The 21,932-nt window shown below is 67.1% G+C and carries 16 protein-coding genes and 1 pseudogene; 5 read left to right on the top strand and 12 right to left on the bottom strand.

Annotation, left to right across the window (positions count from 1 at the left end):
- Positions 1-85: 85 nt before the first annotated feature.
- Both QO058_RS22425 and argE read right to left on the bottom strand, forming a co-directional pair.
- The gene (locus tag QO058_RS22425; protein WP_432211969.1) at positions 86-1,675 is read right to left on the bottom strand and encodes an ABC transporter substrate-binding protein; all 1,590 of its coding nucleotides are present in this window, start codon (positions 1,673-1,675) and stop codon (positions 86-88) included.
- A 236-nt stretch (positions 1,676-1,911) separates the two neighbouring features.
- Complete coding sequence (gene argE, locus QO058_RS22420) at positions 1,912-3,060, bottom strand: acetylornithine deacetylase (protein ID WP_284168436.1); 1,149 nt, start codon at positions 3,058-3,060, stop codon at positions 1,912-1,914.
- Between the two features lie 151 nt (positions 3,061-3,211).
- Here argE and QO058_RS22415 point away from each other — a divergent pair, with 151 nt between their 5' ends.
- Positions 3,212-4,180: a threonine ammonia-lyase gene (locus QO058_RS22415; protein WP_284168435.1), complete on the top strand. Its 969-nt coding sequence runs from the start codon at positions 3,212-3,214 to the stop codon at positions 4,178-4,180.
- 762 nt (positions 4,181-4,942) lie between these two features.
- On the opposite strand, the gene QO058_RS22410 is transcribed toward QO058_RS22415, so the two are convergent.
- Positions 4,943-5,893, bottom strand: a complete 951-nt coding sequence (locus QO058_RS22410) for a phosphoribosylaminoimidazolesuccinocarboxamide synthase (protein ID WP_284168434.1) — start codon at positions 5,891-5,893, stop codon at positions 4,943-4,945.
- Between the two features lie 227 nt (positions 5,894-6,120).
- Between QO058_RS22410 and QO058_RS22405 the strand changes: the two genes are divergently transcribed.
- Together QO058_RS22405 and QO058_RS22400 are read left to right on the top strand one after the other, a co-directional pair.
- A complete protein-coding gene (locus QO058_RS22405) occupies positions 6,121-7,296 on the top strand; it encodes a M20 aminoacylase family protein (protein ID WP_284168433.1) in 1,176 nt (391 codons plus the stop codon).
- Between the two features lie 164 nt (positions 7,297-7,460).
- Positions 7,461-8,582 carry an NAD(P)/FAD-dependent oxidoreductase gene (locus QO058_RS22400; protein WP_284168432.1) on the top strand — a complete coding sequence of 374 codons (1,122 nt, stop codon included), beginning with the start codon at positions 7,461-7,463 and terminating at the stop codon, positions 8,580-8,582.
- 168 nt (positions 8,583-8,750) lie between these two features.
- Here QO058_RS22400 and QO058_RS22395 read toward each other — a convergent pair whose 3' ends face one another.
- The gene (locus QO058_RS22395) at positions 8,751-9,086 is read right to left on the bottom strand and encodes a GIY-YIG nuclease family protein (RefSeq protein ID WP_284168431.1); all 336 of its coding nucleotides are present in this window, start codon (positions 9,084-9,086) and stop codon (positions 8,751-8,753) included.
- Positions 9,087-9,181: 95 nt separating this feature from the next.
- Here QO058_RS22395 and QO058_RS22390 point away from each other — a divergent pair, with 95 nt between their 5' ends.
- Entirely contained in the window at positions 9,182-9,748 is a 567-nt protein-coding gene (locus tag QO058_RS22390; RefSeq protein ID WP_432211968.1) for a DUF2239 family protein, read from the top strand.
- Here the strand turns inward: QO058_RS22390 and eda are convergent.
- The 8 genes from eda to QO058_RS22350 form a co-directional block, all read right to left on the bottom strand.
- Positions 9,745-10,395 carry a bifunctional 4-hydroxy-2-oxoglutarate aldolase/2-dehydro-3-deoxy-phosphogluconate aldolase gene (gene eda / locus QO058_RS22385; RefSeq protein ID WP_432211967.1) on the bottom strand — a complete coding sequence of 217 codons (651 nt, stop codon included), beginning with the start codon at positions 10,393-10,395 and terminating at the stop codon, positions 9,745-9,747. The two genes, QO058_RS22390 and eda, sit on opposite strands and share 4 nt — an antisense overlap.
- Positions 10,396-10,532: 137 nt before the next feature.
- Positions 10,533-11,222 (bottom strand): 6-phosphogluconolactonase, encoded by a 690-nt coding sequence (gene pgl / locus QO058_RS22380; RefSeq protein ID WP_284168428.1) that lies wholly within the window; start codon positions 11,220-11,222, stop codon positions 10,533-10,535.
- Positions 11,219-12,727, bottom strand: a complete 1,509-nt coding sequence (zwf, locus tag QO058_RS22375) for a glucose-6-phosphate dehydrogenase (RefSeq protein ID WP_284168427.1) — start codon at positions 12,725-12,727, stop codon at positions 11,219-11,221. The genes pgl and zwf overlap by 4 nt, the downstream gene beginning before the upstream one ends.
- Before the next feature lie 258 nt (positions 12,728-12,985).
- Positions 12,986-13,741 carry an ABC transporter ATP-binding protein gene (locus tag QO058_RS22370; RefSeq protein WP_284168426.1) on the bottom strand — a complete coding sequence of 252 codons (756 nt, stop codon included), beginning with the start codon at positions 13,739-13,741 and terminating at the stop codon, positions 12,986-12,988.
- Positions 13,738-14,586, bottom strand: coding sequence for an ABC transporter ATP-binding protein (locus QO058_RS22365; protein WP_284168425.1), 849 nt, complete (start codon positions 14,584-14,586; stop codon positions 13,738-13,740). Before QO058_RS22365 ends, QO058_RS22370 begins: the two co-directional genes overlap by 4 nt.
- 8 nt (positions 14,587-14,594) lie before the next feature.
- Positions 14,595-15,512 carry a nickel transporter permease gene (nikC, locus tag QO058_RS22360; RefSeq protein ID WP_432211966.1) on the bottom strand — a complete coding sequence of 306 codons (918 nt, stop codon included), beginning with the start codon at positions 15,510-15,512 and terminating at the stop codon, positions 14,595-14,597.
- A 5-nt stretch (positions 15,513-15,517) separates the two neighbouring features.
- The gene (locus QO058_RS22355) at positions 15,518-16,588 is read right to left on the bottom strand and encodes an ABC transporter permease (protein ID WP_284168423.1); all 1,071 of its coding nucleotides are present in this window, start codon (positions 16,586-16,588) and stop codon (positions 15,518-15,520) included.
- A 111-nt stretch (positions 16,589-16,699) separates the two neighbouring features.
- Positions 16,700-18,289, bottom strand: coding sequence for an ABC transporter substrate-binding protein (locus tag QO058_RS22350; RefSeq protein ID WP_284168422.1), 1,590 nt, complete (start codon positions 18,287-18,289; stop codon positions 16,700-16,702).
- A 257-nt stretch (positions 18,290-18,546) separates the two neighbouring features.
- Here QO058_RS22350 and QO058_RS22345 point away from each other — a divergent pair.
- Positions 18,547-21,929: pseudogene (locus QO058_RS22345) on the top strand (transglutaminase family protein).
- Positions 21,930-21,932: the final 3 nt, after the last annotated feature.

Here is a 21,932-nt window from a genome sequence, read left to right as displayed (position 1 = left end):
CCGAGGCCGCCCCTCGCGGGACGACGTCTGTGCTGCAGATAGAGAAAGGGCGCGTGGGCTCTTCGCCCGCGCGCCCTTCAGGCCCTCACTGCTCCTTGGTGGCGTAGTAGAGCAGCACCGAATTGTCGGCGCGCTGGGCGAGCTTCACCTTCTTCGAGACACCCCAGGCCAAAGCCTGCTGGTGAAGCGGGATGTAGGAGAACTCGTCGACGGTCATCTTGTAGGCCTCGCCAATCATCGCATTGCGCTTGGCGGTGTCCGACTCGACCAGGATCTTGTCGGTCAGCTCGTCGACCTTCTTGTTGCAGTAGTTGCCGAGGTTCGACTCGCCGCGCGAGGAGCCGGCGACATCGCGGCAGCCGAGGATGTCATAGAGGACATTGTGGCTGTCGAAGGTGCCAGGGGTCCAGCCGAGCAGGTAGAACGAGGTCTTGTAGCCACCCGGCTTCAGCACCTTGGCGAAGTACTGCGCCTTGGGCTGGGCGTTGAGGCTGACCTTGACGCCGATGCGGGCGAGCATGCCGACCACGGCCTGGCAGATCTGGCCGTCATTGACGTAGCGGTCGTTCGGGCAGTCCATGCCAAGCTCGAAGCCGTTGGGGTAACCGGCCTCGGCGAGCAGCTTCTTGGAGGCTTCGGCGTCGAACTTGGCGCGGGTGAAACCGGCGGTCGAGAACAGCTCCGGCGCGATCATCAGCGGCGACGGGGTCGAAAGCCCACGCATGACGCGGCTCTTGATCGTCTCGATGTCGATCGCCTGGTAGAAGGCCTGACGGACCTTCACATCCTTGAACGGGTTCTTGCCCTTGACGCTCGATTCCAGCAGCTCGTCGCGGGTCTGGTCGAAGCCGAGGAAGATGGTGCGCAATTCCGGCCCGGTCAGCACCTGGGCGTTGCCCGAGGCGTTGACGCGCTGGATGTCCTGGATCGGAACCGGCTCGATCACGTCGACCTCGCCGGAGAGCAGCGCGGCGACGCGGGTGGCGTCCGAGGAGATCGGCGTGAAGATGATCTCCTTGATGTTGCCGTCGATCTTCTTCCAGTAGTTCTCATTGAACTTGAAGACGGTCTTCACGCCCGGCTGATGGCTCTCGATCTTGTAGGGGCCCGTGCCGTTGGCGTTGAGCGAGGCATGGCTCGGGGTGGTCGCGGCCGCCGGGGTCGGGGCGACGGCGTTGTTCGCCTCCGCCCACTTCTTCGACATGATGTACCAGGTGTCCCACTGCGCGTTCAGGATCGGATTCGGCGCGGTCAGGACGACGTCGACCGTGTGGTCGTCGACCTTGACGAACTTGGCACTGGTCGGGATGCGGGTGGTGAAGTTCGAGCCCGTGGCGCGGACGCGTTCGGCCGAGAAGAGCACATCATCGGCGGTGAAGTCCGAGCCGTCATGGAACTTGACGCCCTTGCGCAGGAAGAAGCGCCATTTCAGGCCGTCGTCGGAGACTTCCCACTTCTCGGCGAGGGCCGGCTCGATCTTGAGATCCTTGCCGCGCGCCGTCAGGCCTTCATAGGGATGGCCGAGATGGGCGTTCGTGGTGGTTTCGTTGACGGTGTAGGGGTCGAGCGACTTCAGCTCGCCCTGGTTGGCGTATCGCAAGGTCTGGGCTTGCACAGCCCCGCACATCAAGGCCAGGGCCGCCACGGCTGCCAGGCAATTGGTCTTGAACGACATGTGAGACTGCTCCCGATTGGTTGAAACCACTCCTCCCCAGGAGCGGTGCCGGCTGCCTGCTTATTTTGGCGGCACGCCGACGAAGGCGGCAGATTAATGACGGTTCGAAGCCCGCGTCCAGTGCGTCCGATCGACTTCGTTCCAGATCGAACTTTGTTGCGAATCTTACTAATGCAACGCACGAAGCTGCGAAGGGCGCGCCAAAGGCTCGCAATGAAGCGCCCCGCCTTGCACCGTCAGCGGGCCAGCTCCGCAATCAGCGCGCGGACGAAAGCCGTCCCGGCGTCGAGCTGGGCTACTGTGAGGAACTCGTCAGGCTGGTGCGCCTGGGCGATATCGCCGGGTCCGCAGACCACGGTCGACCAGCCGGCCGCCTGGAACAGGCCGCCCTCGGTGCCGTAGGCGACGACATGGCTGGCATTGTCGCCGGTGATGCGGCGGGACAGCGTCTCGGCAGCGCCCTCCTTCTCCGGCGCCAGCGGCGGCGTCTGGGAGGTGATCTCCATTGTGATGCCGGTCTCAGGCGCGATCGCCTTCATCGGTGCCTCCAGCTCGGTGATCTTCGCCCGGTAGCGCGCGACATAGTCGGTATCGTCGCCCGGCATGACCCGGACCTCGTGGCTGAAGCTGGCATGCTCGGCAGTGATGTTGACCGCCGTGCCGCCGGCGACGACGCCGACATGCAGCGTCGAATAGGGCGGCTCGAACGCGATGCCGGCTTTAGCCTTCGCCTTGTTCTCCTGCATGACGTCATCGTGCCAGGCGATCAGCTTGCCGGCGACCATCACGGCGGGGACACCGATATCGACGCGGCTCGAATGCACGGCGTGGCCGCGCACCGTCGTCTTCATCCGGGTGCCGCCCTTGTGACCGGTGACGACCTGCATCATCGAGGGCTCGCCGACGATCACCGCGGAGGGCTTCAACCCGGCCGCTGCCATGGCATCGATCATGATCGCGGCGCCGATGCAGCCGACCTCCTCGTCATAGGAGAGCGCGATATGGAAGGGTCGCTTCAGCCCGGCCTCGAGCATCTCCGGCACCAGGGCCAGCGCGATCGCGTCGAAGCCCTTCATGTCGCAGCTGCCGCGGCCATAGAGCTTGCCGTCGCGCTCGGTCAGCGTCCACGGATCGGAGCTCCAGTCCTGCCCTTCGACCGGCACCACGTCGGTATGGCCGGAGAGGACGATGCCGCCGGCGGCCTGCGGCCCGACGGTCGCGTAGAGATTGGCCTTCTCGCCATCGGGGCTCGGCACGATCGTGCTCTCGACGCCATGGGCGGCGAGGTAGTCGCGGCAGAAATGGATCAGCTCGAGATTGCTGCGCCAGGACTCGGTGTTGAACGACACCAGCTTGGCCAGCATCTCCTTGGGGGAATAACGCACGGGTAAAAATCTCCGATGAACTGGCCGACAGGCATGAACCGTGCCGCAGGCTACGCTGGCATTGCCTGTCGTCAATCGGTTCTCCGCGCTTGACCGGGCTGCGCCCGGCGCGCTCATGTGCCGGCCAAGCAAGCATCCCTGTGAGTCCGCCATGTCCTTCGACGTCACCCTCGCCGATATCCAGGCCGCCGCCACCCGCATCGCCGGCAAGGTCAGGCGCACGCCGACCTTCCTGAGCGCCGGCCTTACGGCCAGGCTCGGCGTCGAGACCGTGGTCAAGGTCGAGAGCCTGCAGCTCGCCGGCTCGTTCAAGGTGCGCGGCTGCTACAACAAGCTGCTCGGCCTCTCCGAAGCCGAGAAAGCGCGCGGCGTCGTTACCGTCTCCGGCGGCAACCACGCCATCGCCGTCTCGCTGGTCGCCAGCATGCTCGGCATCAAGGCGCTGGTGCTGATGCCGAAGAACGTCGCACCACTCAATATCCGCCTGACGGAGGAAGCCGGCGGCGAGGTCGAGCTCTGCGAGGATGCGCTCGCCGCCTTCTCCAAGGCGGAGGAGTACGAGGGCAAGGGCATGACCCATGTCCACTCCTATGACGATCCGGCGATCATCGCCGGCCACGGCACGGTCGGCTTAGAACTTGCGGCCGATGCCGGCGGGCGGATCGACCATGTCTTCATCTCGATCGGCGGCGGCGGCTTCTCGGCCGGCGTCGGCGCGGCACTGAAGGGGCTCGACCCGGCGGTGCGCATCCATGGCGTCGAGACCGAGGGCGCGACGACGATGACGCAGGCGCTCGAAGCCGGAAAGCCGGTGCCGATCCGCCCGACCTCGATCGCCCGCACGCTCGGAGCGCCCTTCGCGACCGAACGGACGATGGCGGCCGCGCGCCAGTTCCTCGAGGAGATCGTCGTCGTGCCCGACGCCGAAGCGGTGCGCGAGCTGGTCTGGGTGCTGCAGAACGGGCGCGTCCTGCTCGAGCCAGCCGCATCCTGCACCGTCGCCGCCGCCATGGCGCGCAAGGATCAGTTCAAGCCGGGCGAGCGCGTCGCGCTGGTGCTGTGCGGCTCAAACGTCGCGCTCGACGACATCGAGCACTGGCGCCAGGAATTCGGGGTCTGAGCCGACCTGCGCGGGAGCGCCGACCGAGGCGCCCCCTCCCGGCTTCACGCTTCCGCTACGGGATCACGCTCCCGCGAGCCCGTCCACCCGCGACGCGGCAGGAACAGCCGGCGCCGAGATCGGCCGGGTTGATCAGCTGGCAGGTGCGAACAGGCGTCTGGCAGTAGTTGCCGATGCCTGAAGAGACCGGACCCCGATAGGTCTCGGCATAGTATCGCCGGGGGTAATAGGGGGCGGCTCTTCATAATAGGGCGTGCCGTAATAGTAGGGATAAGCCGCAGCGCCCCCGAGAATCGCGCCGGCCGCCAGGCCTCCGGCACCCCATCCCCAGCCACCGCCATAATAGCCGCGCCGCCCATAATAGCCGCCGCCATACCAGCGATTGGGCCGGTAGCCCCAGCCCGCGCCGCCGCGATTGAGGCCGCCGCGATAGCCATAGCCTCTACCGAGGCCAACACGGGAGCTGCCAAAACCTCCTCCAAGCCCGACGCGATTGCCGCCGCGGAAGCCTCCACCGGACAGCGCCCCGCCTCCACTGAGGGCGCCGCCCGCACGGACTCCCCCCGCCCCGGAAGGCACTGCCGCTGGTCTGCGCCGAGGCGTCATTGGCGGCGAACGCCAGCAGGGGGACGAGAGAAGCGGCGAGAACGATCAGGCGGCGCATGGCGGCCTCCCTTCAACACAGCGATGGTCAGCGCTCAACGCGCGAGCGTTGCGGCTGTTCCGTCTGCCATTGGCTGTGTCTGGTTGGCGCGCCTCGCCTCAGAAATAGCGCGCCAGGTTCCGCCTGATCCGCTCCAGCGGCGCCACATCAGCCGCCGGCGGCACGAAGGTCTGGCCGGTGATCGTCTCGAAGGCCCGGATATAGACCTGCGAGGTCTGCTCGATCAGCTCGTCCGGGATCTCCGGGATCGGCTCGTTATAGGGGTCGCAGCGGGCCGCGACCCAGTTGCGCACGAAATCCTTGTCGAAGCTCTCCGGCTTCTCACCCTTTGCGAAGCGCTCGGGATAGCTCCCGGCGAACCAGTAGCGGCTCGAATCGGGAGTGTGGATCTCGTCGGCGAGGATGATCTTGCCCTCGCCATCCGTGCCGAACTCGTACTTCGTATCGGCGAGGATCAGCCCGCGCTCGGCCGCGAGCTTCTGGCCACGGGCGAACAGCGCCAGCGCATAACCCGAGAGGGTCTCCCACTGCGCCTTGGTCAACAGACCCTGCTCCAGGATCTCGGCGGGCGAGAGCGGCTCGTCATGGCCGCCGTCGAAGGCCTTGCTGGTCGGGGTGATGATCGCCTGCGGCAGTGCCTCGTTGTCGCGCAAACCCTCGGGGAAGCGGGCGCCGTACATCTCGCGCCGGCCCTGCTTGTACATGGTCAGGATCGAGGTGCCGGTGGTGCCGGCGAGATAGCCGCGCACCACGATCTCGACCGGCAGGATGTCGAGCCGTTGCCCGACCACGACATTGGGATCGGGATAATCGAGCACGTGGTTGGGGCAGATGTCCGCCGTCTGCTCGAAGCAGAAGCGCGCCGTCTGCGTCAGCACCTGGCCTTTGAACGGAATACAGGCGATGGCGCGGTCGAAGGCGCTGAGCCGGTCGGTGGCGATGATGATCCGGCGCCCGTCCGGCAGGTCGTAATTCTCGCGGACCTTGCCGCGATAATGGTTCGGCAGCTCCGGGATCGTGACTTCGCGGATGGTGTTGGCCTCGGACATCGCAGCACTCGTCAGGTCGGGATCGTCCGGAGCGACACTCTCCGGGCCGGCAGCTCTTAACCCTTTCGCAGCGATGTGGACAGGAGGGCGCGACGCATTCGCCAGTCTCCGCCCCCTCATGCCGCAATCGGCTTGGACAGGACGCCCGGCTCCGCGCTAGCTTGCGCGGCTGGCAACCCGTTTTCTGCCAACCTTTTTTTGCAAAGCCGCGACCTGTCGAGGACACAATGCCCAAATCCGATCTCATCGCCGCGATCGAACCCGAGATCAGCGCGATCCGCCGCGACTTCCACCGCCATCCCGAGCTGCTCTTCGACGTGCAGCGCACCGCCGGCATCGTCGCCGACAAGCTCAGGGAATGGGGCATCGACGAGGTCGTCACCGGCATCGGGCGTACCGGCGTCGTCGGCGTGATCAAGGGCAAGGGCCAGAATTCCGGCAAGGTCATCGGCCTGCGCGCCGACATGGATGCGCTACCGATCCACGAGGAGACCAATCTCGAGCACCGCTCGACCGTGGCGGGCAAGATGCACGCCTGCGGCCATGACGGCCACACCGCCATGCTGCTCGGCGCCGCCAAGTACCTGGCCGACACCCGCGACTTCGACGGCACCGCGATCGTCATCTTCCAGCCGGCTGAAGAAGGCGGCGGCGGCGGCAAGGAGATGTGCAAGGATGGGCTGATGGAGCGCTTCGGCGTGCAGGAGGTCTATGGCCTGCACAACATGCCGGGCCTGCCGATCGGCCAGTTCGCCATCCGCAAGGGGCCGATGATGGCGGCAGCCGACAAGTTCCTGCTCAAGCTCGAGGGCCGCGGCGGCCACGCCGCCAAGCCCAACGAGACGATCGACCCGCTGGTTGCCGCCTGCCAGCTCGTCACCTCGCTGCAGACCATCGCCTCGCGCAATGCCGACCCGCTCGATTCCGTCGTCGTCTCGGTGACGGCGCTGCAGGCAGGCACGGCCTTCAACGTCATCCCGCAGCATGTCGAGATCAAGGGCACGGTGCGTACGCTCTCGACCGAGATGCGCGACCTCGCCGAGAAGCGTCTGCGCGAGATCGTCGCCGGCACGACCCAGGCTTTCGGCCTGACCTATACGCTCGAATACGATCGCGGCTATCCGGTCACCTTCAACCATGCCGGCCAGACCGACTTCGTCACCAGCGCGACGAAGAGCACCTTCGGCAAGGAAGCGATCGACACAACGGTGCCGCCGACCATGGGCTCGGAGGATTTCTCCTTCATGCTGGAAGAGCGCCCTGGCGCCTACATCTTCATGGGCAATGGCGAGTCCGCCGGGCTGCACCACCCCGCCTATGAGTTCAACGACAAGGCGATCCCGGTCGGCATGACCTACTGGGCGAGCCTGGTCGAGATGGCGATGCCGCAGCGCGCCGCGTGAGTCATCCTGCAATGGCTCGTGCCAGAAGCGCGACGCGCGCTCTCCCCCTTGTGGGGGAGAGTTGGAGAGGCGGGTAGTCAGCCGTGAGGCTGAAATCGAAAGCTCCCTCGCAAACGCTCACCCAGTCACCCCCCTCCCCATCCCTCCCCCGCAAGGGGGAGGGTGTGAGCGCGGCCGATATCGACTGCCTCGTCATCGGGGCCGGCGTCGTCGGCCTCGCGACGGCGCGCGCGCTTGCGCTCGCCGGCCGCGAGGTCGTGATCGCCGAGGCCGCTGACGGCATCGGCACCCAGACCTCGGCCCGCAACAGCGAGGTCATCCATGCCGGCATCTACTATCCGCCGGGCTCGCTGAAAGCGCGGGTCTGCGTCGAGGGCCGCAAGCTGCTCTACGCCTACCTCCACGAGCGTGGTCTGCCCCACAAGGCCTGCGGCAAGCTGATCGTCGGCACGCATGCCGGCCAGCGCCCGGCGCTGGAGACGATCGCGGCACGTGCCGAGGCCTCGGGCGTAACCTCGCTGCGCTGGCTTGACGGCGCGCAGGCGAAGGCGCTGGAGCTGGAGGTGACCTGCGAGATCGCCCTGCTCTCGCCCGAGACCGGCGTGGTCGACAGCCATGCGCTGATGCTGTCGCTGCTCGGCGAATGCGAGGCGGCCGGCGGCTCGCTCGCCCTCAATACGCCGATCCTGGCCTGGCGGCGCGAGGCCGATGGATTCAGCGTCGATTTCGGCGGCGCGGACCCTGCGACCTGCACCGCGAATACCGTGATCAACTCCGCCGGCCATGGCGCGCCGCGCCTGCTTGGCAAGCTCGACGGTTTCCCGGCCGAGCACGTCCCGAAGCAGTCCTTCGCCAAGGGCAACTACTTCTCGCTGCTCGGCAAGCAGCCCTTCAGCCATCTGGTCTATCCGGTACCGGAAGCCGCGGGCCTCGGCATCCACGCCACCATCGACATGGCCGGCCGGGTCAAGTTCGGCCCCGATGTCGAATGGGTCGAGCACGACCAGGACCTGATCGTCGATCCCGCCCGCGCCGAAAAATTCTATGCGGCGATCCGGACCTACTGGCCCGGCCTGCCGGACGACGCGCTCGTCGCCGACTATGCCGGCATCCGGCCGAAGCTGCATGGGCCGAGCGAACCAATGCCGGATTTCCGTATCGACGGGCCGGCGGTGCATGGCGTGCCGGGCCTGGTCAACCTGCTCGGCATCGAGAGCCCGGGGCTGACGAGCTCGTTGGCGATCGCGGATTTGGTGGTGGAGCGGTTGGCCGAAACCCGGCCCTGACGAGAAAACGCGGGATCCCCTCTCCTGGAAGGAGAGGGGTAGGGGTGAGGTGTTCGGAGCGGAAACGTTGGCCGGAACCTGGCCGCGCGGTGAGCGCTCGCGGAACTGGTCAAGGGGCCTACACCTCACCCTGCCCTCTTAACAGGAGAGGGTTCCCCGCAGTTTGCCTCACACCGCCTCCGCCCCAAGCTCCGCGCACCAATGCGCCAGCCGCACCTTCATGACGCGCTCGCGGCCGGCCTCAAGCGCCTTCTCGTCGAGCCGCTCCAGCTCCTCGAAGGCGAAAGCATCCTCGCCATGCGCGTTCCAGGCTGCCTGCAGCTTTCGCCCGCGGTGGCTGCCATGGCGCAGCATGAACCAGACGCGGTTCTGGATGGTCGAGAGATCCGGCGCCTGCCCGGCCCAGAGCTCGCCGGTGGCGAGGCAGCGCACCAGATAGATGCCGGCCACGACCTTGCGTTCCTTATAGGCCGCGACGACGGCCCTCCTGTCCTCATGACGCATCGCGTCCTCCTTGTGTGAGGCGCGGCAAATATCACCCGGACAATATTGACTCAAGTATTTTTATCCGGGTATTTTACTACCTCACTCAGGAAACGATGATGCCCGACGCCGACCACCTCTCGACCGCCTTCGACGGCAACACCATCCTCGCCCGTGGCCGACTGGCCGACGTGGCGGTCGCCGTGCAGCAGCGCCTGGCCGAGCGTCCAGAAGCGGCTGTCCTGACCTTCGACGACGCGACCGGGCGGGTGGTCGACCTCGACCTGCGCGGCACGCCAGCCGAGATCGTGGCGCGCCTCGGCGGCGAAGCCCGCGGGCGCGGTCGGCCGAAGCTCGGCGTCGTCGCGCGCGAGGTGACGTTGCTGCCGCGGCATTGGGAGTGGCTGTCGGCGCAGCCCGGCGGTGCCTCGCAGGCCCTGCGGCGCCTGATAGACGAGGCGCGGCGCGGCGACCGCGGCGAAACGCAAGGACGCATCGCCCGCGAGACAGCCTATCGCTTCATGAGCGCGCTCGCCGGCAACGTAGCGGGCTTCGAGGAAGCGACCCGCGCGCTCTTCGCCAATGACGAGATCGGCTTCTTCCGGCAGGCGGCGGGCTGGCCGGCCGACATCCGCACCTATGCGCAGGAGCTGGCGTGGAGCGCGGCGCGCAGCGAGGACTAGCCGCGCAGCTCGGCGACCTTCTCGCGCGCTTCTCGTGAGAGCTTCGTCACCTGCGCCCAGTCGCGATTCTTCACCGCATCGGCCGGGACGAGCCAGGAGCCGCCGACACAGATCACCTGCGGCAGACCGAGGTAATTGCCGAGATTGGCGAGCGAGACGCCGCCGGTCGGGCAGAACTGCATCTGCGGGAACGGGCCGGAGAGCGCCTTCAAGCCGGCGACGCCGCCCGCCTGCTCTGCCGGGAAGAACTTGCAGGTGAGACGGCCGGCCGAGACGGCGCGCATGCAGTCTGAGGCGGTGGCGACGCCTGGCAGCCAGGGCAGACCGGTCTTGCGCATGGCCTCGTCGACGCTCTCAGTGAAGCCCGGGCTGACCACGGCAAGCGCGCCGGCATTATGGACCTCGGCCGCCTGGGCCGGCGTCACCACGGTGCCGGCGACAGGCAGGATACCGGGTACCTTCTTCGCCACGATTTCGAGCGCCGCCATCGCGGCCGGACGGCGCAGCGTGATCTCGATCACGTCGATGCCGCCGGCGAGCAGGGCTTCCGCCAGCGGCACGGCGATTTCGGCCTCGTCGATGACGACGACGGGGACGACGCCGCAGGCCTTGAGGCGGGCAATCTCAGCGGGCACGGACATGGACATCTCTCCTGATTTCGTCCTCAGCCCTCATCCTGAGGAGCTCGCGTCTCGAAGGATGCTCCAGGAGGTTCCGGAGACAACTGGACCATCCTTCGAGACGCCGCTACGCGGCTCCTCAGGATGAGGGCTGAGGATGTCGCTTACGCCTTGGCCCAGTAGACGTCGAGCCCTTGCGGGCGGGCGAGTAGCAGGCCGACCGGAAACGCCGCCGGCATCTCGACCGCCGAAGCCAGCACGCGCTCCTTCTCCTGCCCGGAGATCAGCAAGGCGACATGGCCCGCGCCCTGCAACCGAGCAGGCGAGAGCGAGAGCCGCGGCGGCAGGTCAGGTGGGCTCGCGGCGACGGCATGCACGGAAGCCGGCGCAGCGAGCGCCGCCGTCTCGCCGGGGAAGAGCGAGGCGACATGCCCGTCCGCGCCCATGCCGCTGACGACGATGTCGAGCGCAGGCAGGCCCTTCAACACGCGATCGAGGCTGGCCGCGGCCATGGCGAGATCGTCGCCGGCATTGTGGAAGGAGACGAACGGGCTCCGCCCGTCGCGCAAGGGGCTAAAGGCTGCCCGGATCATGCGCTCGTTCGAGGCCTGGTCGCCGGGCGCGACGAAGCGCTCATCGGTCGGCATCAGCGTGATGCTCTCCCAGGGCAGGTCATGCGCGCCGAGCGCCGCGAGGAAACGCGCCGGCGTGGTGCCACCCGGCACGGCGATAAGCGCCCTGCCCTGCTGCGCGACGAGCGCCCGCAGCCTGACCGCGACAGCCTCGGCGAGGGCCTCGGAGGCGTCGGCCAGCGTCTCGAAGCGATGGCGGACCAGCGAGCCGGCCGCGCTCATTCCGTGAACTCCGGATCGGCCCAGGAGCGACTCTCGCGCTCGATCAGCCCGATCGCCTGCGACGGCCCCCAGGAGCCGGCGGCATAGCGATGCGGCTGCGGGTAGTACTCCTGCCAGCCGGCAAGGATCGGGTCGATCCAGCTCCAGGCCTGCTCGACCTCGTCGCGGCGCATGAACAGGGTCTGGTCGCCGCGGATCACGTCGGTCAGCAACCGCTCATAGGCATCGGGCGTGCGCACGTCGAAGGCGGTCTCGTAGCGCAGGTCGAGCTGGCGCGGCACGACCTTGAGCTTGCCGGAGCCCGGCACCTTCATCATCAGCTGCAATTGCACGCCGTCATTGGGCTGGAGCCGGATGACGAGGCGATTGGCGTAGAGCTCCTCGCAGCCCGGCGCGCGCCCGAAGATCGAGTGCGGCACCGGCTTGAAGGTGACGGCGATCTCGGAATAGCGCTGCGCCATGCGCTTGCCGGTGCGCAGATAGATCGGCACTCCGGCCCAGCGCCAGGTGTCGAGCTCGCAGCGGATCGCGACGAAGGTCTCGGTGCCGCTGAGATGGCCGAGCTCCTCGGAATAGCCTTTGACGCGCTGGCCGTCGATGACGCCCGGGCCATACTGGCCGCGCACGGTCATGCGCTGCACGTCCGGGCCGACGATCGGCCGCAGCGCCTTCAGCACCCTGACCTTCTCGTCGCGGACGGCGTCGGCCTCAAGCTGGTTCGGCGGCTCGATCGCGAACAGGCAGAGCAGCTGCAGCACATGGTTCTGCACCATGTCGCGCAGATGGCCGGCCTTGTCGTAATAGCCGGCGCGGGATTCGAGCCCGACAGTCTCGGCCACCGTGATCTGGACATTGTCGATGTCGCGGCTCGACCAGGAGCGCTCGAACAGCGTGTTGGCGAAGCGCAGCACCAGCAGGTTCTGCACCGTCTCCTTGCCGAGATAATGGTCGATCCGGTAGGTGCGGCTTTCCGGCAGGATGCGGGCGACGGCGTCGTTGATCTCGCGGGCCGAGGCCAGGTCGCGGCCGAGCGGCTTCTCGAGGATGACGCGCGAGGTCGGCGTCAGGATGCCGGAGTTCGCCAGGTTCTCGCAGATCGGGATGAACAAGTCGGGCGGCGTCGAGAGATAGAAGGAGCGCACGCGCTGGGAGTCGCCGAGCGCCTGCTTCAGCGCGCCATAGGTCTCGGGCTTGACCGCATCGAGCAGCACCATGGTCAGGCGGCGGCGGAAGGCGGCGATGCGATCCTGCGACAGGCCGGCGGCGGCGAGCTTGGCGGCAATCTCGTTGGGGATGCCCTCGACATCCTCCTGCTTGCGGACGATGCCGAGGATGCGGCTTTCCTCGGGCAGCACGCCCTCCTCATTGCGCTGGGCCAGCGCCGGGAAGAGCTTGCGCAGCGCAAGGTCGCCGCCGGCGCCGAAGATCACCAGATCGAAAGGCGGGACCGGCGTGCGCTCCGGCGCAGCCTCCGGCTTCAGCAGGCGTTCAGCGATAGCGTCCATGGTGGCATACTCCTGATCGGCCCAGTCGAACCGAATCCTGCGACGACAATGCGACCAAGCATGGCGCTTGCCAAACGCTTTGGGTGCAGAGTTGCCGTGACCTATCCCCTCTCCCCTTGCGGGAGAGGGTTAGGGTGAGGGGTCGCGCGACGCCGATCATGGCAGCGTTCCGCCATAGGCAAATGCGCCAGGGCAGCGCGACCCCTCATCCGGCCCTTCGGGCCACTTTCTCCCGCATGGGGAGAAGGGAAGCGCACACTATCCCGCCCGTCGAAACCCCTCGCTCGCCGTCAACAATTGCTGGGCATAGGCGGTCTGCGGGGCGCGCGCGGCGAGCGTTGCGGCGGTCATTTCCTCGACGCCGCGGCCGAACTGCATGACCAGCAGCCGCTCGCACATATGGCCGACCACGGCGAGGTCGTGGCTGACCAGGATATAGGTCAGCTTGCGCTCGTGCCGCAGCGCCTGCAGCAGGTTCAGCACCTCGGCCTGAATCGAGACGTCGAGCGCCGAGGTCGGCTCGTCGAGCAACAGGATGGTCGGTTCCAGCACCAAAGCGCGGGCGATGGCGACGCGCTGGCGCTGGCCGCCGGAGAGCTGGTGTGGATAGCGGAAGCGGAAGGAGGTCGGCAGGCCGACATCCTGCATGGCGCGGCTGATCTTCGCCTCGGCATCGCGGACGCCATGGATGGCGAGCGGCTCGGCCAGCGTGTCGTCGACGGTCTTCTTTGGATGCAGCGAGCCGTAGGGGTCCTGGAAGACCATCTGGGCGGCGCGGTAGAAGGCCTTGTCGCGGAGCTTCGGCTGGCGCTTGCCGAGGATGTCGACCTCGCCGCTCCAGTCGCGGTTGAGGCCGGCGAGCACGCGCAGCACGGTCGACTTGCCCGAGCCGGATTCGCCGACGATGCCGTAGCTCTCGCCCGGCGCGACCGCGAAGGAGAGGTCCTTCACGACATGCGAGTCGCCGAAGGAGACGTTGAGCTTATCGACGTTGATCGCGGGGTTCGTGCTCATGCCAGCCATGCCGGGTCGCGGGTGAGGGTGGCGAGCTTCTCGCGCGGATAGTCGAGATCGGGCAGGCAGCCGAGCAGGCCGCGTGTATAGGGATGCTGCGCCTTGTCGAGTTCGCCCGCGGGCAGCGTCTCCAGTGCCTTGCCGCCATACATGACGATGACGCGGTCGCAGAACGACCTCACCAGATGCAGATCGTGGCTGATGAAGATCAGCCCCATGCCGCGGCTGGTGACGAGGTCGTCGAGGATCTTGAGCACCTGCAATTGCACAGTGACGTCGAGCGCCGAGGTCGGCTCGTCGGCGATCAGGATCTCCGGCTCGGCGATCAGCATCATCGCGATCATCACGCGCTGGCCCATGCCACCGGAGACCTCGTGCGGATAGAGATCGTAGACACGCTGGGGCTCGCGGATCTGCACGGCCTCCAGCATGGTGAGGCTGCGCTCCTTGGCCTCGCGCGCGCTCGCCTTGTGGTGGACGCGATAGGCCTCGGCGATCTGGTCGCCGACGGCCTGGACCGGGTTCAGCGAGAACTTCGGATCCTGCATCACCATCGAGATGTGGCGCCCGCGCAATTTGCGGCGGCTCGCCTTGTCCATCGCCGTCAGGTCCCTGCCGCGGAATTCCATCCGCTTCGCCGTGACCACGCCGGGATGCGGGATCAGGTCGAGGATGGCGCGGCCGGTCATCGACTTGCCGGAGCCGGATTCGCCGACGATGCCGAGCCGTTCGCGGCCGAGCGTGAAGGAGAGGCCGCGCACCGCGTTGACGATGCCGGTCGGGGTATGGAAGTCGACGCGAAGATCGTCGAGCGTGAGCAGAGGTGCTTCAGAGGTTGCAGTCATCTTGGCGCTCACCTCGCATCCAGCACGTCGCGCAGGCCATCGCCGAGCAGATTGAAGCCGAGCGCGACGACGCAGATGGCGACGCCCGGGAAGGTCGCGACCCACCACTGGTCGAAGATCTGCTCGCGGCCGGTCGAGATCATCGCGCCCCATTCCGGGATCGGCGGCTGGGCGCCGAGGCCGAGGAAGCCGAGGCCGGCGGCGATGATGATGATGCCGGCCATGTCGTAGGTGGTGCGCACGATCAGCGAGGGCACGCACATCGGCACGATATGCTTGAGCACGATCCGCATCTGGCTCGCGCCCTGCAGGCGCATCGCCGAGATGTAGTCGGCGTTGCGGATGATCATCGTCTCGGCACGGGCGACGCGGGCATAGGGCGGCCAGGCCGTGAAGGCGATGGCGATGACGGCGTTCTCCAGCCCGGGGCCCAATGCCGCGACGAAGGCGAGTGCCAGCACCAGGCGCGGGAAGGCGAGGAAGACATCGGTGATGCGCATCAGCACGGTGTCGATCCAGCCACCGAAATAGCCGGCGGCGCAGCCGATGAGCAGGCCGAGCGGCCCGACCGTGATGACCACGAGCATGACGATCACCAGCGTGACGCGGGTGCCGTAGACGATGCGGCTGAAGATATCGCGGCCGAGCGCGTCGGTACCGAACCAGTGCTTGGCCGAGGGCGCCAGCAGGCGCTGGTCGAGCGCCTGGGCAAGCGGATCGTACTGGGCGATCAGCGGCGCGAAGGCCGCCATCAGCAGCAGGGCCAGCACGATCACGAGGCCGACCACGGCAGCCGGGTTCTTCTTGAAGGCGAGCCATTGCCGGTAGAGCTGGCCGAGCTTGGCCTGCCGGCGCGATTCCGGCGAGGTCGTGGTCAGCCAGGAATGCCAGCTGACGGGAGAGGTGGCGTGATCGCTCATGGCCATCCTCCTCAGCGTGCCCGCGGATCGGCCAGCCGGCCGAGGATGTCGGAGAACAGGTTGACCGCGATGAAGACGGCGCCGACGACGAGCGTGGCGCCGAGCACGGCGTTCATGTCGGCGTTGAGCAGCGCATTGGTGAGATAGCGGCCGAGGCCCGGCCAGGCGAAGATCGTCTCGGTCAGCACCGAGCCTTCGAGCAGGTGCATGTAGGAGAGCGCGATCACGGTGACGAGCGGCACGAGGGCGTTGCCCAGCGCATGGCCGCAGACCACGCGCCATTCCGACAGCCCCTTCACCCGCGCCGCCACGACATATTGCTGCTGCAGCTCGGTGATCATGAAGCTGCGGGTCATGCGGCTGATATAGGCGACGGAGAGCAGGCCGAGCACGGAGGCCGGCAGGATCAGGTGCCAGAAGGCGTCCCGGACGGCCTCCCATTCACCCTGCATGGCGGCGTCGAGCATGACGATGCCGGTGATCGGCGTGACGAAATCCTCGAAGGCGATCGAGAGCCGCCCGGGCCCGGCGACCCAGCCGAGCTTGGCGTAGAACAGCAGGAGTCCCATCAGGCCGAGCCAGAATACCGGGATCGAATAGCCGATCAGGCCGATCACGCGGGCGATCTGGTCGATCCAGCGGCCCTGGTTGACGGCGGCGAGGATGCCGAGCGGCACGCCGAGCGCGACGCCGATCAGGGTGCCGAGCGTCGCCAGCTCCAGCGTCGCCGGGAACACGGTCTTGATGTCGTCGGTGACCTTCTGCGCAGTCAGCACCGAGGTGCCGAGATCACCGGTGAAGACCTTGCCGATATAGACGGCGAATTGCTGCCAGTACGGCTTGTCGAGACCGAGCGCGAGCCGCGCCTTGTCGTAGACGTCGGCAGGCGCGCGGTCGCCGACCACGGCGAGCACCGGGTCGATCGGCATGACACGCGCGATCAGGAAGGTGACCAGCAGCAGGCCGAAGATCGTGATCGCGACCGTGGTCAACTCGCGGCCGAGGATCTTCGCCCAGCGCGCGACACTGCTCTTGGCGCGTGGCGGCGGCGCGGGCGGGGTCGGTGCAGTGATGGAAACCATCGTCGGCTCCGTTCTTCTTGTTCTTGGAGGGCGTCGGCCAAGCCAGGCCGGGGCCAATGGCAAGAACCCGCCGCAGCCTTGGGCTACGGCGGGTCCTGCTCGGCAAACGCCTCAGTTCTTGGTGATCGGAGCGTAGAAATTGGTGTCGGAGGTCGGTCCGATCACCCAGCCGGAAATGCCCTTGCGGTCGGCCGAAACCTCGACCTGCTGGAACATGATGACGAAGGGCGAGACCTTCTGGTGGTCGCGCTGCAGCTCACCATAGACGTTGGCGCGTTTGGTCGCGTCGCTCTCCAGCACGTTGGCCTGGGTCAGCTTGGTCATGTCCGGGATGTCCCAGGCATTGCGCCAGGCCAGCGTCTTCGACTTGGCCTCCTCGCCATTGTCTTCGTTGATGGCGAAGGTCTCGGCATTGGTGTGCGGGTCGAGATAGTCCGGGCCCCACTGGCCGATATAGATGTCGTGGGTGCGGGCGCGGTACTTGGTCAGCGTCTGCTTGCCGTCGCCCGGAAGAATCTCGAGCTTGATCCCGGCCTGGGCCCAGGTCGACTGGACCGCCTGGGCGATGTCGGTGATCGGGTTGACCGAGCGGGTGTCCATGGTGACGGTGAAGCCGTTCGGCAGGCCGGCCTTGGCGAGCAGTTCCTTGGCCTTGGCGACATCGAGCTTGTAGGGCCTGTCGGTGATCGCGCCGAGGAAGCCCTTGGGCAGGAAGCTCTCATGGCCCTTATAGGTGCCCTCGACGATGTTGCGCTCGATCGAATCGTAATCGACCAGCCACTTCAGCGCCTCGCGGACTTCGGGCTTGGCGAGGTTCGGGTTCTTCTGGTTCAGGCCGAGATAGAGGATGTAGCCCTTGTCGCCCTGGACGATCTCGACATTGGCGTTGCTCTTGACCGCGGCGAGCTGATCCTTGGAGAGGTTGCGGGCGATGTCGATGTCGCCCTTCTCCAGCAGCAGGCGCTGCGAGGCCGGCTCGGCGACATGGCGGACGATGACGCGCTTGGTCTTCGGCGCGCCCTTGTACCAGCCCTCATTGGCATCGAGCGCGTATTGCTCGTTCGGCCGATAGACGCGGACCTTGTAGGCGCCGGAGCCGGCCGAGTTGAGCTTGAGCCAGCCATTGCCCCAGTCGCCGTCCTTCTCATTGGCCTTGACCAACTTGGAGTCGACCACCGCAGCGACGCCCGAGGTCAGGCAGTTCAGGAAGAAGGTCGGCGCGAACGGCTTGGAGACGGTGACGGTGACGGTCAGGTCGTCGGTCGCCTTGACCTTCTCCAGCACGGTGTCTTTGGTCAGGCCGAACTGGGTGAGGATGAAGCCCGGCGACTTGTTCAGCGTCACCGCACGCTGGAAGGAATAGACCACGTCGGCGGCGGTGAGCGGATTGCCGGAGTGGAACTTGACGCCCGGCCTAAGCTTGAAGGTGTAGGTCAGGTTGTCCGGGCTGACCGTCCAGCTCTGGGCGAGCTCGCCGATCAGGGCGTTGTTGTTCTTGAGATCGACGCCGATCAGCTTGTCATAGAGATTGGCGCCGACCTCGACACCGGAGAACTCGAAGGCCTCGGCCGGATCGAGCGTGATGATGTCGTCGATCTGCTTGGCCATGACGATGGTGTCTTTGGGCGTCTGGGCCTGGGCGGTCGTCGCCAGCAGAGCGGCGAAGGCGGAAGCCGCCATCAATTTCGCAACATGACGCATGGAAAATCCCCATTGTGCTGTCTGCGAGCGCTCCCGGGCGCCCGTTGGCGCGCACTCTGTGGCCAGATCGTGGCGGATGTCCAGCAGGGCCAAAGCAGAGTTCGAACGATACCACGCAGCATGCACGCTTCTTGCGCAACAGCCTGAATTGCCGGCGCATTCCTGCGCACGAACCTGCTTGCTCCCGCGTCTCCTGCCGCTATCGTGACAGGGTCCGGCCGCTCCGGCCGGCTTCGAAGCAAAGCAGGCGCTCGCTCTTGGCCATCATCGCTGCACTGCATCACGTTACCCATTATCGCTACGACCGGCCGGTCACGCTCGGGCCGCAGATCATCCGGCTGCGACCGGCGCCGCATTGCCGCTCGGCGGTGAAGAGCTATTCGCTCAAGGTCACGCCGGCGCAGCATTTCGTGAACTGGCAGCAGGACCCCAACGGCAACTGGCTGGCACGCTACGTCTTTCCCGAACCGGTGACCGAGTTCCGCATCGAGGTCGATCTCGTCACCGAGCTTTCGATCATCAACCCGTTCGATTTCTTCGTCGCGGCCGAGGCCGAGGAGTTCCCCTTCGCCTACCCCGAGGAACTGCGCGACGAGCTCGCGCCCTATCTGGTCAAGGAACCGGTCGGACCGCTGCTGAGCGAGTTCATGGCGACGGTCCCGCGCGAGAAGACCAACACCGTCAACTTCGTCGTCGATCTCAACGCCCGCCTGCAGCGGATGATCGCCTATGGCATCCGCATGGAGGCCGGCGTCCAGGAACCGGAGCAGACGCTGGCGATCAGGTCCGGCTCCTGCCGCGACACATCCTGGCTGCTGGTCCAGATCCTGCGCCATCTCGGCCTCGCCGCCCGCTTCGTCTCCGGCTACCTGATCCAGATGAAGGCGGACGTCGATCCGCTGGAAGGGCCGCGCGGCACCGACAAGGACTTCACCGACCTGCACGCCTGGGCCGAGGTCTATCTTCCCGGCGCCGGCTGGATCGGGATGGACCCGACCTCGGGCCTGCTCACCGGCGAGGGCCATCTGCCGCTGGCGGCGACGCCGCATTACCGCTCGGCCGCGCCGGTCAGCGGTGTCGCGAGCTATGCCGAGACGCAGTTCGGTTTCGAGATGAGCGTCGCGCGCGTTCACGAAGTGCCGCGCATCACCTTGCCCTTCTCGGATGAATCCTGGCTCGAGCTCGATGCTCTCGGCGAAAAGGTCGAGGCCGACCTCCAGGTGCAGGACGTCCGCCTCACCATGGGCGGCGAGCCGACCTTCGTCTCGATCGACGACCAGACCGGCGAGGAATGGAACACCGCGGCTGTCGGCCCGACCAAGCGCGAGCGCGCCGATGTGCTGATCCGGCGCCTGCGCGAGCGCTTCGCCCCCGGCGGCATGCTGCATTACGGCCAGGGCAAATGGTATCCGGGCGAGAGCCTGCCGCGCTGGGCTTTCGCGCTCTATTGGCGCGAGGATGGCGAGCCGATCTGGCGCAATGCCGCGCTGATCGCGCGCGAGCCCGGCGCCAAGACCGGCGGCGACCGCGAACACGAGGTCGTGCCGACCTCGGCTGCGGTCGAGACGCTCGCTGCCGGCCTGTCCGAGCGGCTCGGCCTCGGCGCGGATTACGTGCTGCCGGCCTATGAGGACACCGGCCACTGGCTGGTGAAGGAAGGCCAGCTGCCCGAGAATGTCGACCCGCTCGACCCGAAGCTGTCGGATCCGGAGGAGCGCGCCCGCATGGTCCGCGTCTTCGAGCGCGGGCTCGGCAAGCCGAGCGGCTATGTCATCCCGGTGCAGCGCTGGCAGGCGGCGGCGGAGGACCGGCGCTGGCGCTCGGAGAAATGGAAGCTCCGGCGCGGCAAGCTCTTCCTCGTCCCCGGCGATTCACCCGTCGGCTTCCGGCTGCCGCTCGGATCGCTGCAGCATGTGCCTGCAAAGGCCTATCCGCATATCCATCCGCAGGACCCGCTGGAGCCGCGCGGACCGCTGCCGCCCGCCGCGGCCGGTTCGCGCGGCGCACCGCGCGCCGCTGATCCGCCGCCCGCTTTCGACGGTCCGGTCCAACCGACTCGGCCAGCCGGAAGCAGCGAGCCCCAGACCCAGCGCCAGGACATCGTCGAACAGGAGCTCGGCGCCGAGTCGGTGCGCACCGCGCTCAGCATCGAGGTGCGCGACGGCGTGCTCTGCGTCTTCCTGCCGCCGGTCGAGCGGCTGGAGGACTATCTCGACCTCATCGCCAGCATCGAGGCCGCGGCCGAAGAGAAGGGCCAGCCGGTCCATATCGAGGGCTATTCCCCGCCGCATGATCCGCGCCTCAACGTCATCAAGGTCACGCCCGATCCCGGCGTGATCGAGGTCAATGTCCATCCGGCGAGGAACTGGGCGGAGGCGGTCTCGATCACGCGCGGCGTCTATGAGGAAGCACGCCAGTCGCGGCTCTGCGCCGAAAAGTTCATGGTCGACGGCCGCCATACCGGCACCGGTGGCGGCAACCATGTCGTGCTCGGCGGCATGACGCCGGCCGACAGCCCGTTCCTGCGCCGGCCGGACCTGCTCAAGAGCATCGTGCTCTACTGGCAGCGCCACCCTCGCTGTCCTACCTGTTCTCCGGCCTGTTCATCGGTCCGACCAGCCAGGCACCGCGCATTGACGAAGCCCGGCACGACCAGCTCTACGAACTCGAGATCGCGCTGGCGCAGACGCCCGGCCCGCAGGATCCGGCGATCCCGCTCTGGCTGGTCGACCGGCTCTACCGCAACCTCTTGGTCGACGTCTCCGGCAACACCCACCGCACCGAGATCTGCATCGACAAGCTCTATTCGCCTGATGGCCCGACCGGCCGGCTCGGGCTGATCGAGTTCCGCTCCTTCGAGATGCCGCCGGATGCGCGCATGTCGCTGGCGCAGCAACTCCTGATCCGGGCGCTGATCGCCTGGTTCTGGCGCGAGCCGCAGATCGGCAAGCTCACCCGCTGGGGCACGAGCCTGCACGACCGCTTCATGCTGCCCGAGCTCGTCTGGCAGGATTTCCGCGACGTGCTCGCCGATCTGGAGCGGGCCGGCTACCGCTTCGACCCGGCCTGGTTCGCGGCGCAGCACGAGTTCCGCTTCCCCTTCTTCGGCAAGGTCAACCAAGGCGGCGTCGAGCTCGAACTCCGCCAGGCGCTTGAGCCCTGGCATGTGATGGGCGAAGAGGGCGCGATCGGCGGTACGGTGCGCTATGTCGATTCCTCGGTCGAGCGGCTGCAGGTCAAGGCGAGCGGGCTCACCCCCGGTCGGCATGTCATCACCTGCAATGGCCGGGCGCTGCCGATGAGCGAGATTGCCGCGGGCATCGCCATCGCAGGCCTGCGCTTCAAGGCCTGGCAGCCGGCCTCGGGGCTGCATCCGACGGTTCCGGTGCATGCGCCGCTGACCTTCGACATCGTCGATAGTTGGGTCGGCCGCTCGCTCGGCGGCTGCGTCTACCATGTCGCCCATCCCGGCGGGCGCAATTACGAGACACCTCCTGTGAATTCCTACGAGGCGGAGGCCAGAAGGCTGGCCCGCTTCGAGGCGATCGGCCATAGTCCGGGGCCGCTGGCGATTCCCGCAGAAGAGCGCAATCCGGAGTTCCCGATGACCCTCGACCTGCGCCGGCCGATCGGGGTTTGAGGT

It is taken from the genome of Bosea vestrisii (assembly GCF_030144325.1).
Classification (GTDB): Bacteria; Pseudomonadota; Alphaproteobacteria; order Rhizobiales; family Beijerinckiaceae; genus Allobosea; species Allobosea vestrisii_A.
Note: the sequence above shows the minus strand (reverse complement) of the source record. Positions and strands in the feature narration are given on the sequence as shown.

Coding starts and splice junctions, on each gene's coding strand:
- QO058_RS22425 (WP_432211969.1), bottom strand. CDS start 1,675: ATGTCGTTCAAGACCAATTGCCTGGCAGCCGTGGCGGCCCTGGCCTTG.
- QO058_RS22415 (WP_284168435.1), top strand. CDS start 3,212: ATGTCCTTCGACGTCACCCTCGCCGATATCCAGGCCGCCGCCACCCGC.
- QO058_RS22410 (WP_284168434.1), bottom strand. CDS start 5,893: ATGTCCGAGGCCAACACCATCCGCGAAGTCACGATCCCGGAGCTGCCG.
- QO058_RS22405 (WP_284168433.1), top strand. CDS start 6,121: ATGCCCAAATCCGATCTCATCGCCGCGATCGAACCCGAGATCAGCGCG.
- QO058_RS22395 (WP_284168431.1), bottom strand. CDS start 9,086: ATGCGTCATGAGGACAGGAGGGCCGTCGTCGCGGCCTATAAGGAACGC.
- QO058_RS22390 (WP_432211968.1), top strand. CDS start 9,182: ATGATGCCCGACGCCGACCACCTCTCGACCGCCTTCGACGGCAACACC.
- eda (WP_432211967.1), bottom strand. CDS start 10,395: ATGTCCATGTCCGTGCCCGCTGAGATTGCCCGCCTCAAGGCCTGCGGC.
- pgl (WP_284168428.1), bottom strand. CDS start 11,222: ATGAGCGCGGCCGGCTCGCTGGTCCGCCATCGCTTCGAGACGCTGGCC.
- zwf (WP_284168427.1), bottom strand. CDS start 12,727: ATGGACGCTATCGCTGAACGCCTGCTGAAGCCGGAGGCTGCGCCGGAG.
- QO058_RS22370 (WP_284168426.1), bottom strand. CDS start 13,741: ATGAGCACGAACCCCGCGATCAACGTCGATAAGCTCAACGTCTCCTTC.
- QO058_RS22365 (WP_284168425.1), bottom strand. CDS start 14,586: ATGACTGCAACCTCTGAAGCACCTCTGCTCACGCTCGACGATCTTCGC.
- nikC (WP_432211966.1), bottom strand. CDS start 15,512: ATGGCCATGAGCGATCACGCCACCTCTCCCGTCAGCTGGCATTCCTGG.
- QO058_RS22355 (WP_284168423.1), bottom strand. CDS start 16,588: ATGGTTTCCATCACTGCACCGACCCCGCCCGCGCCGCCGCCACGCGCC.
- QO058_RS22350 (WP_284168422.1), bottom strand. CDS start 18,289: ATGCGTCATGTTGCGAAATTGATGGCGGCTTCCGCCTTCGCCGCTCTG.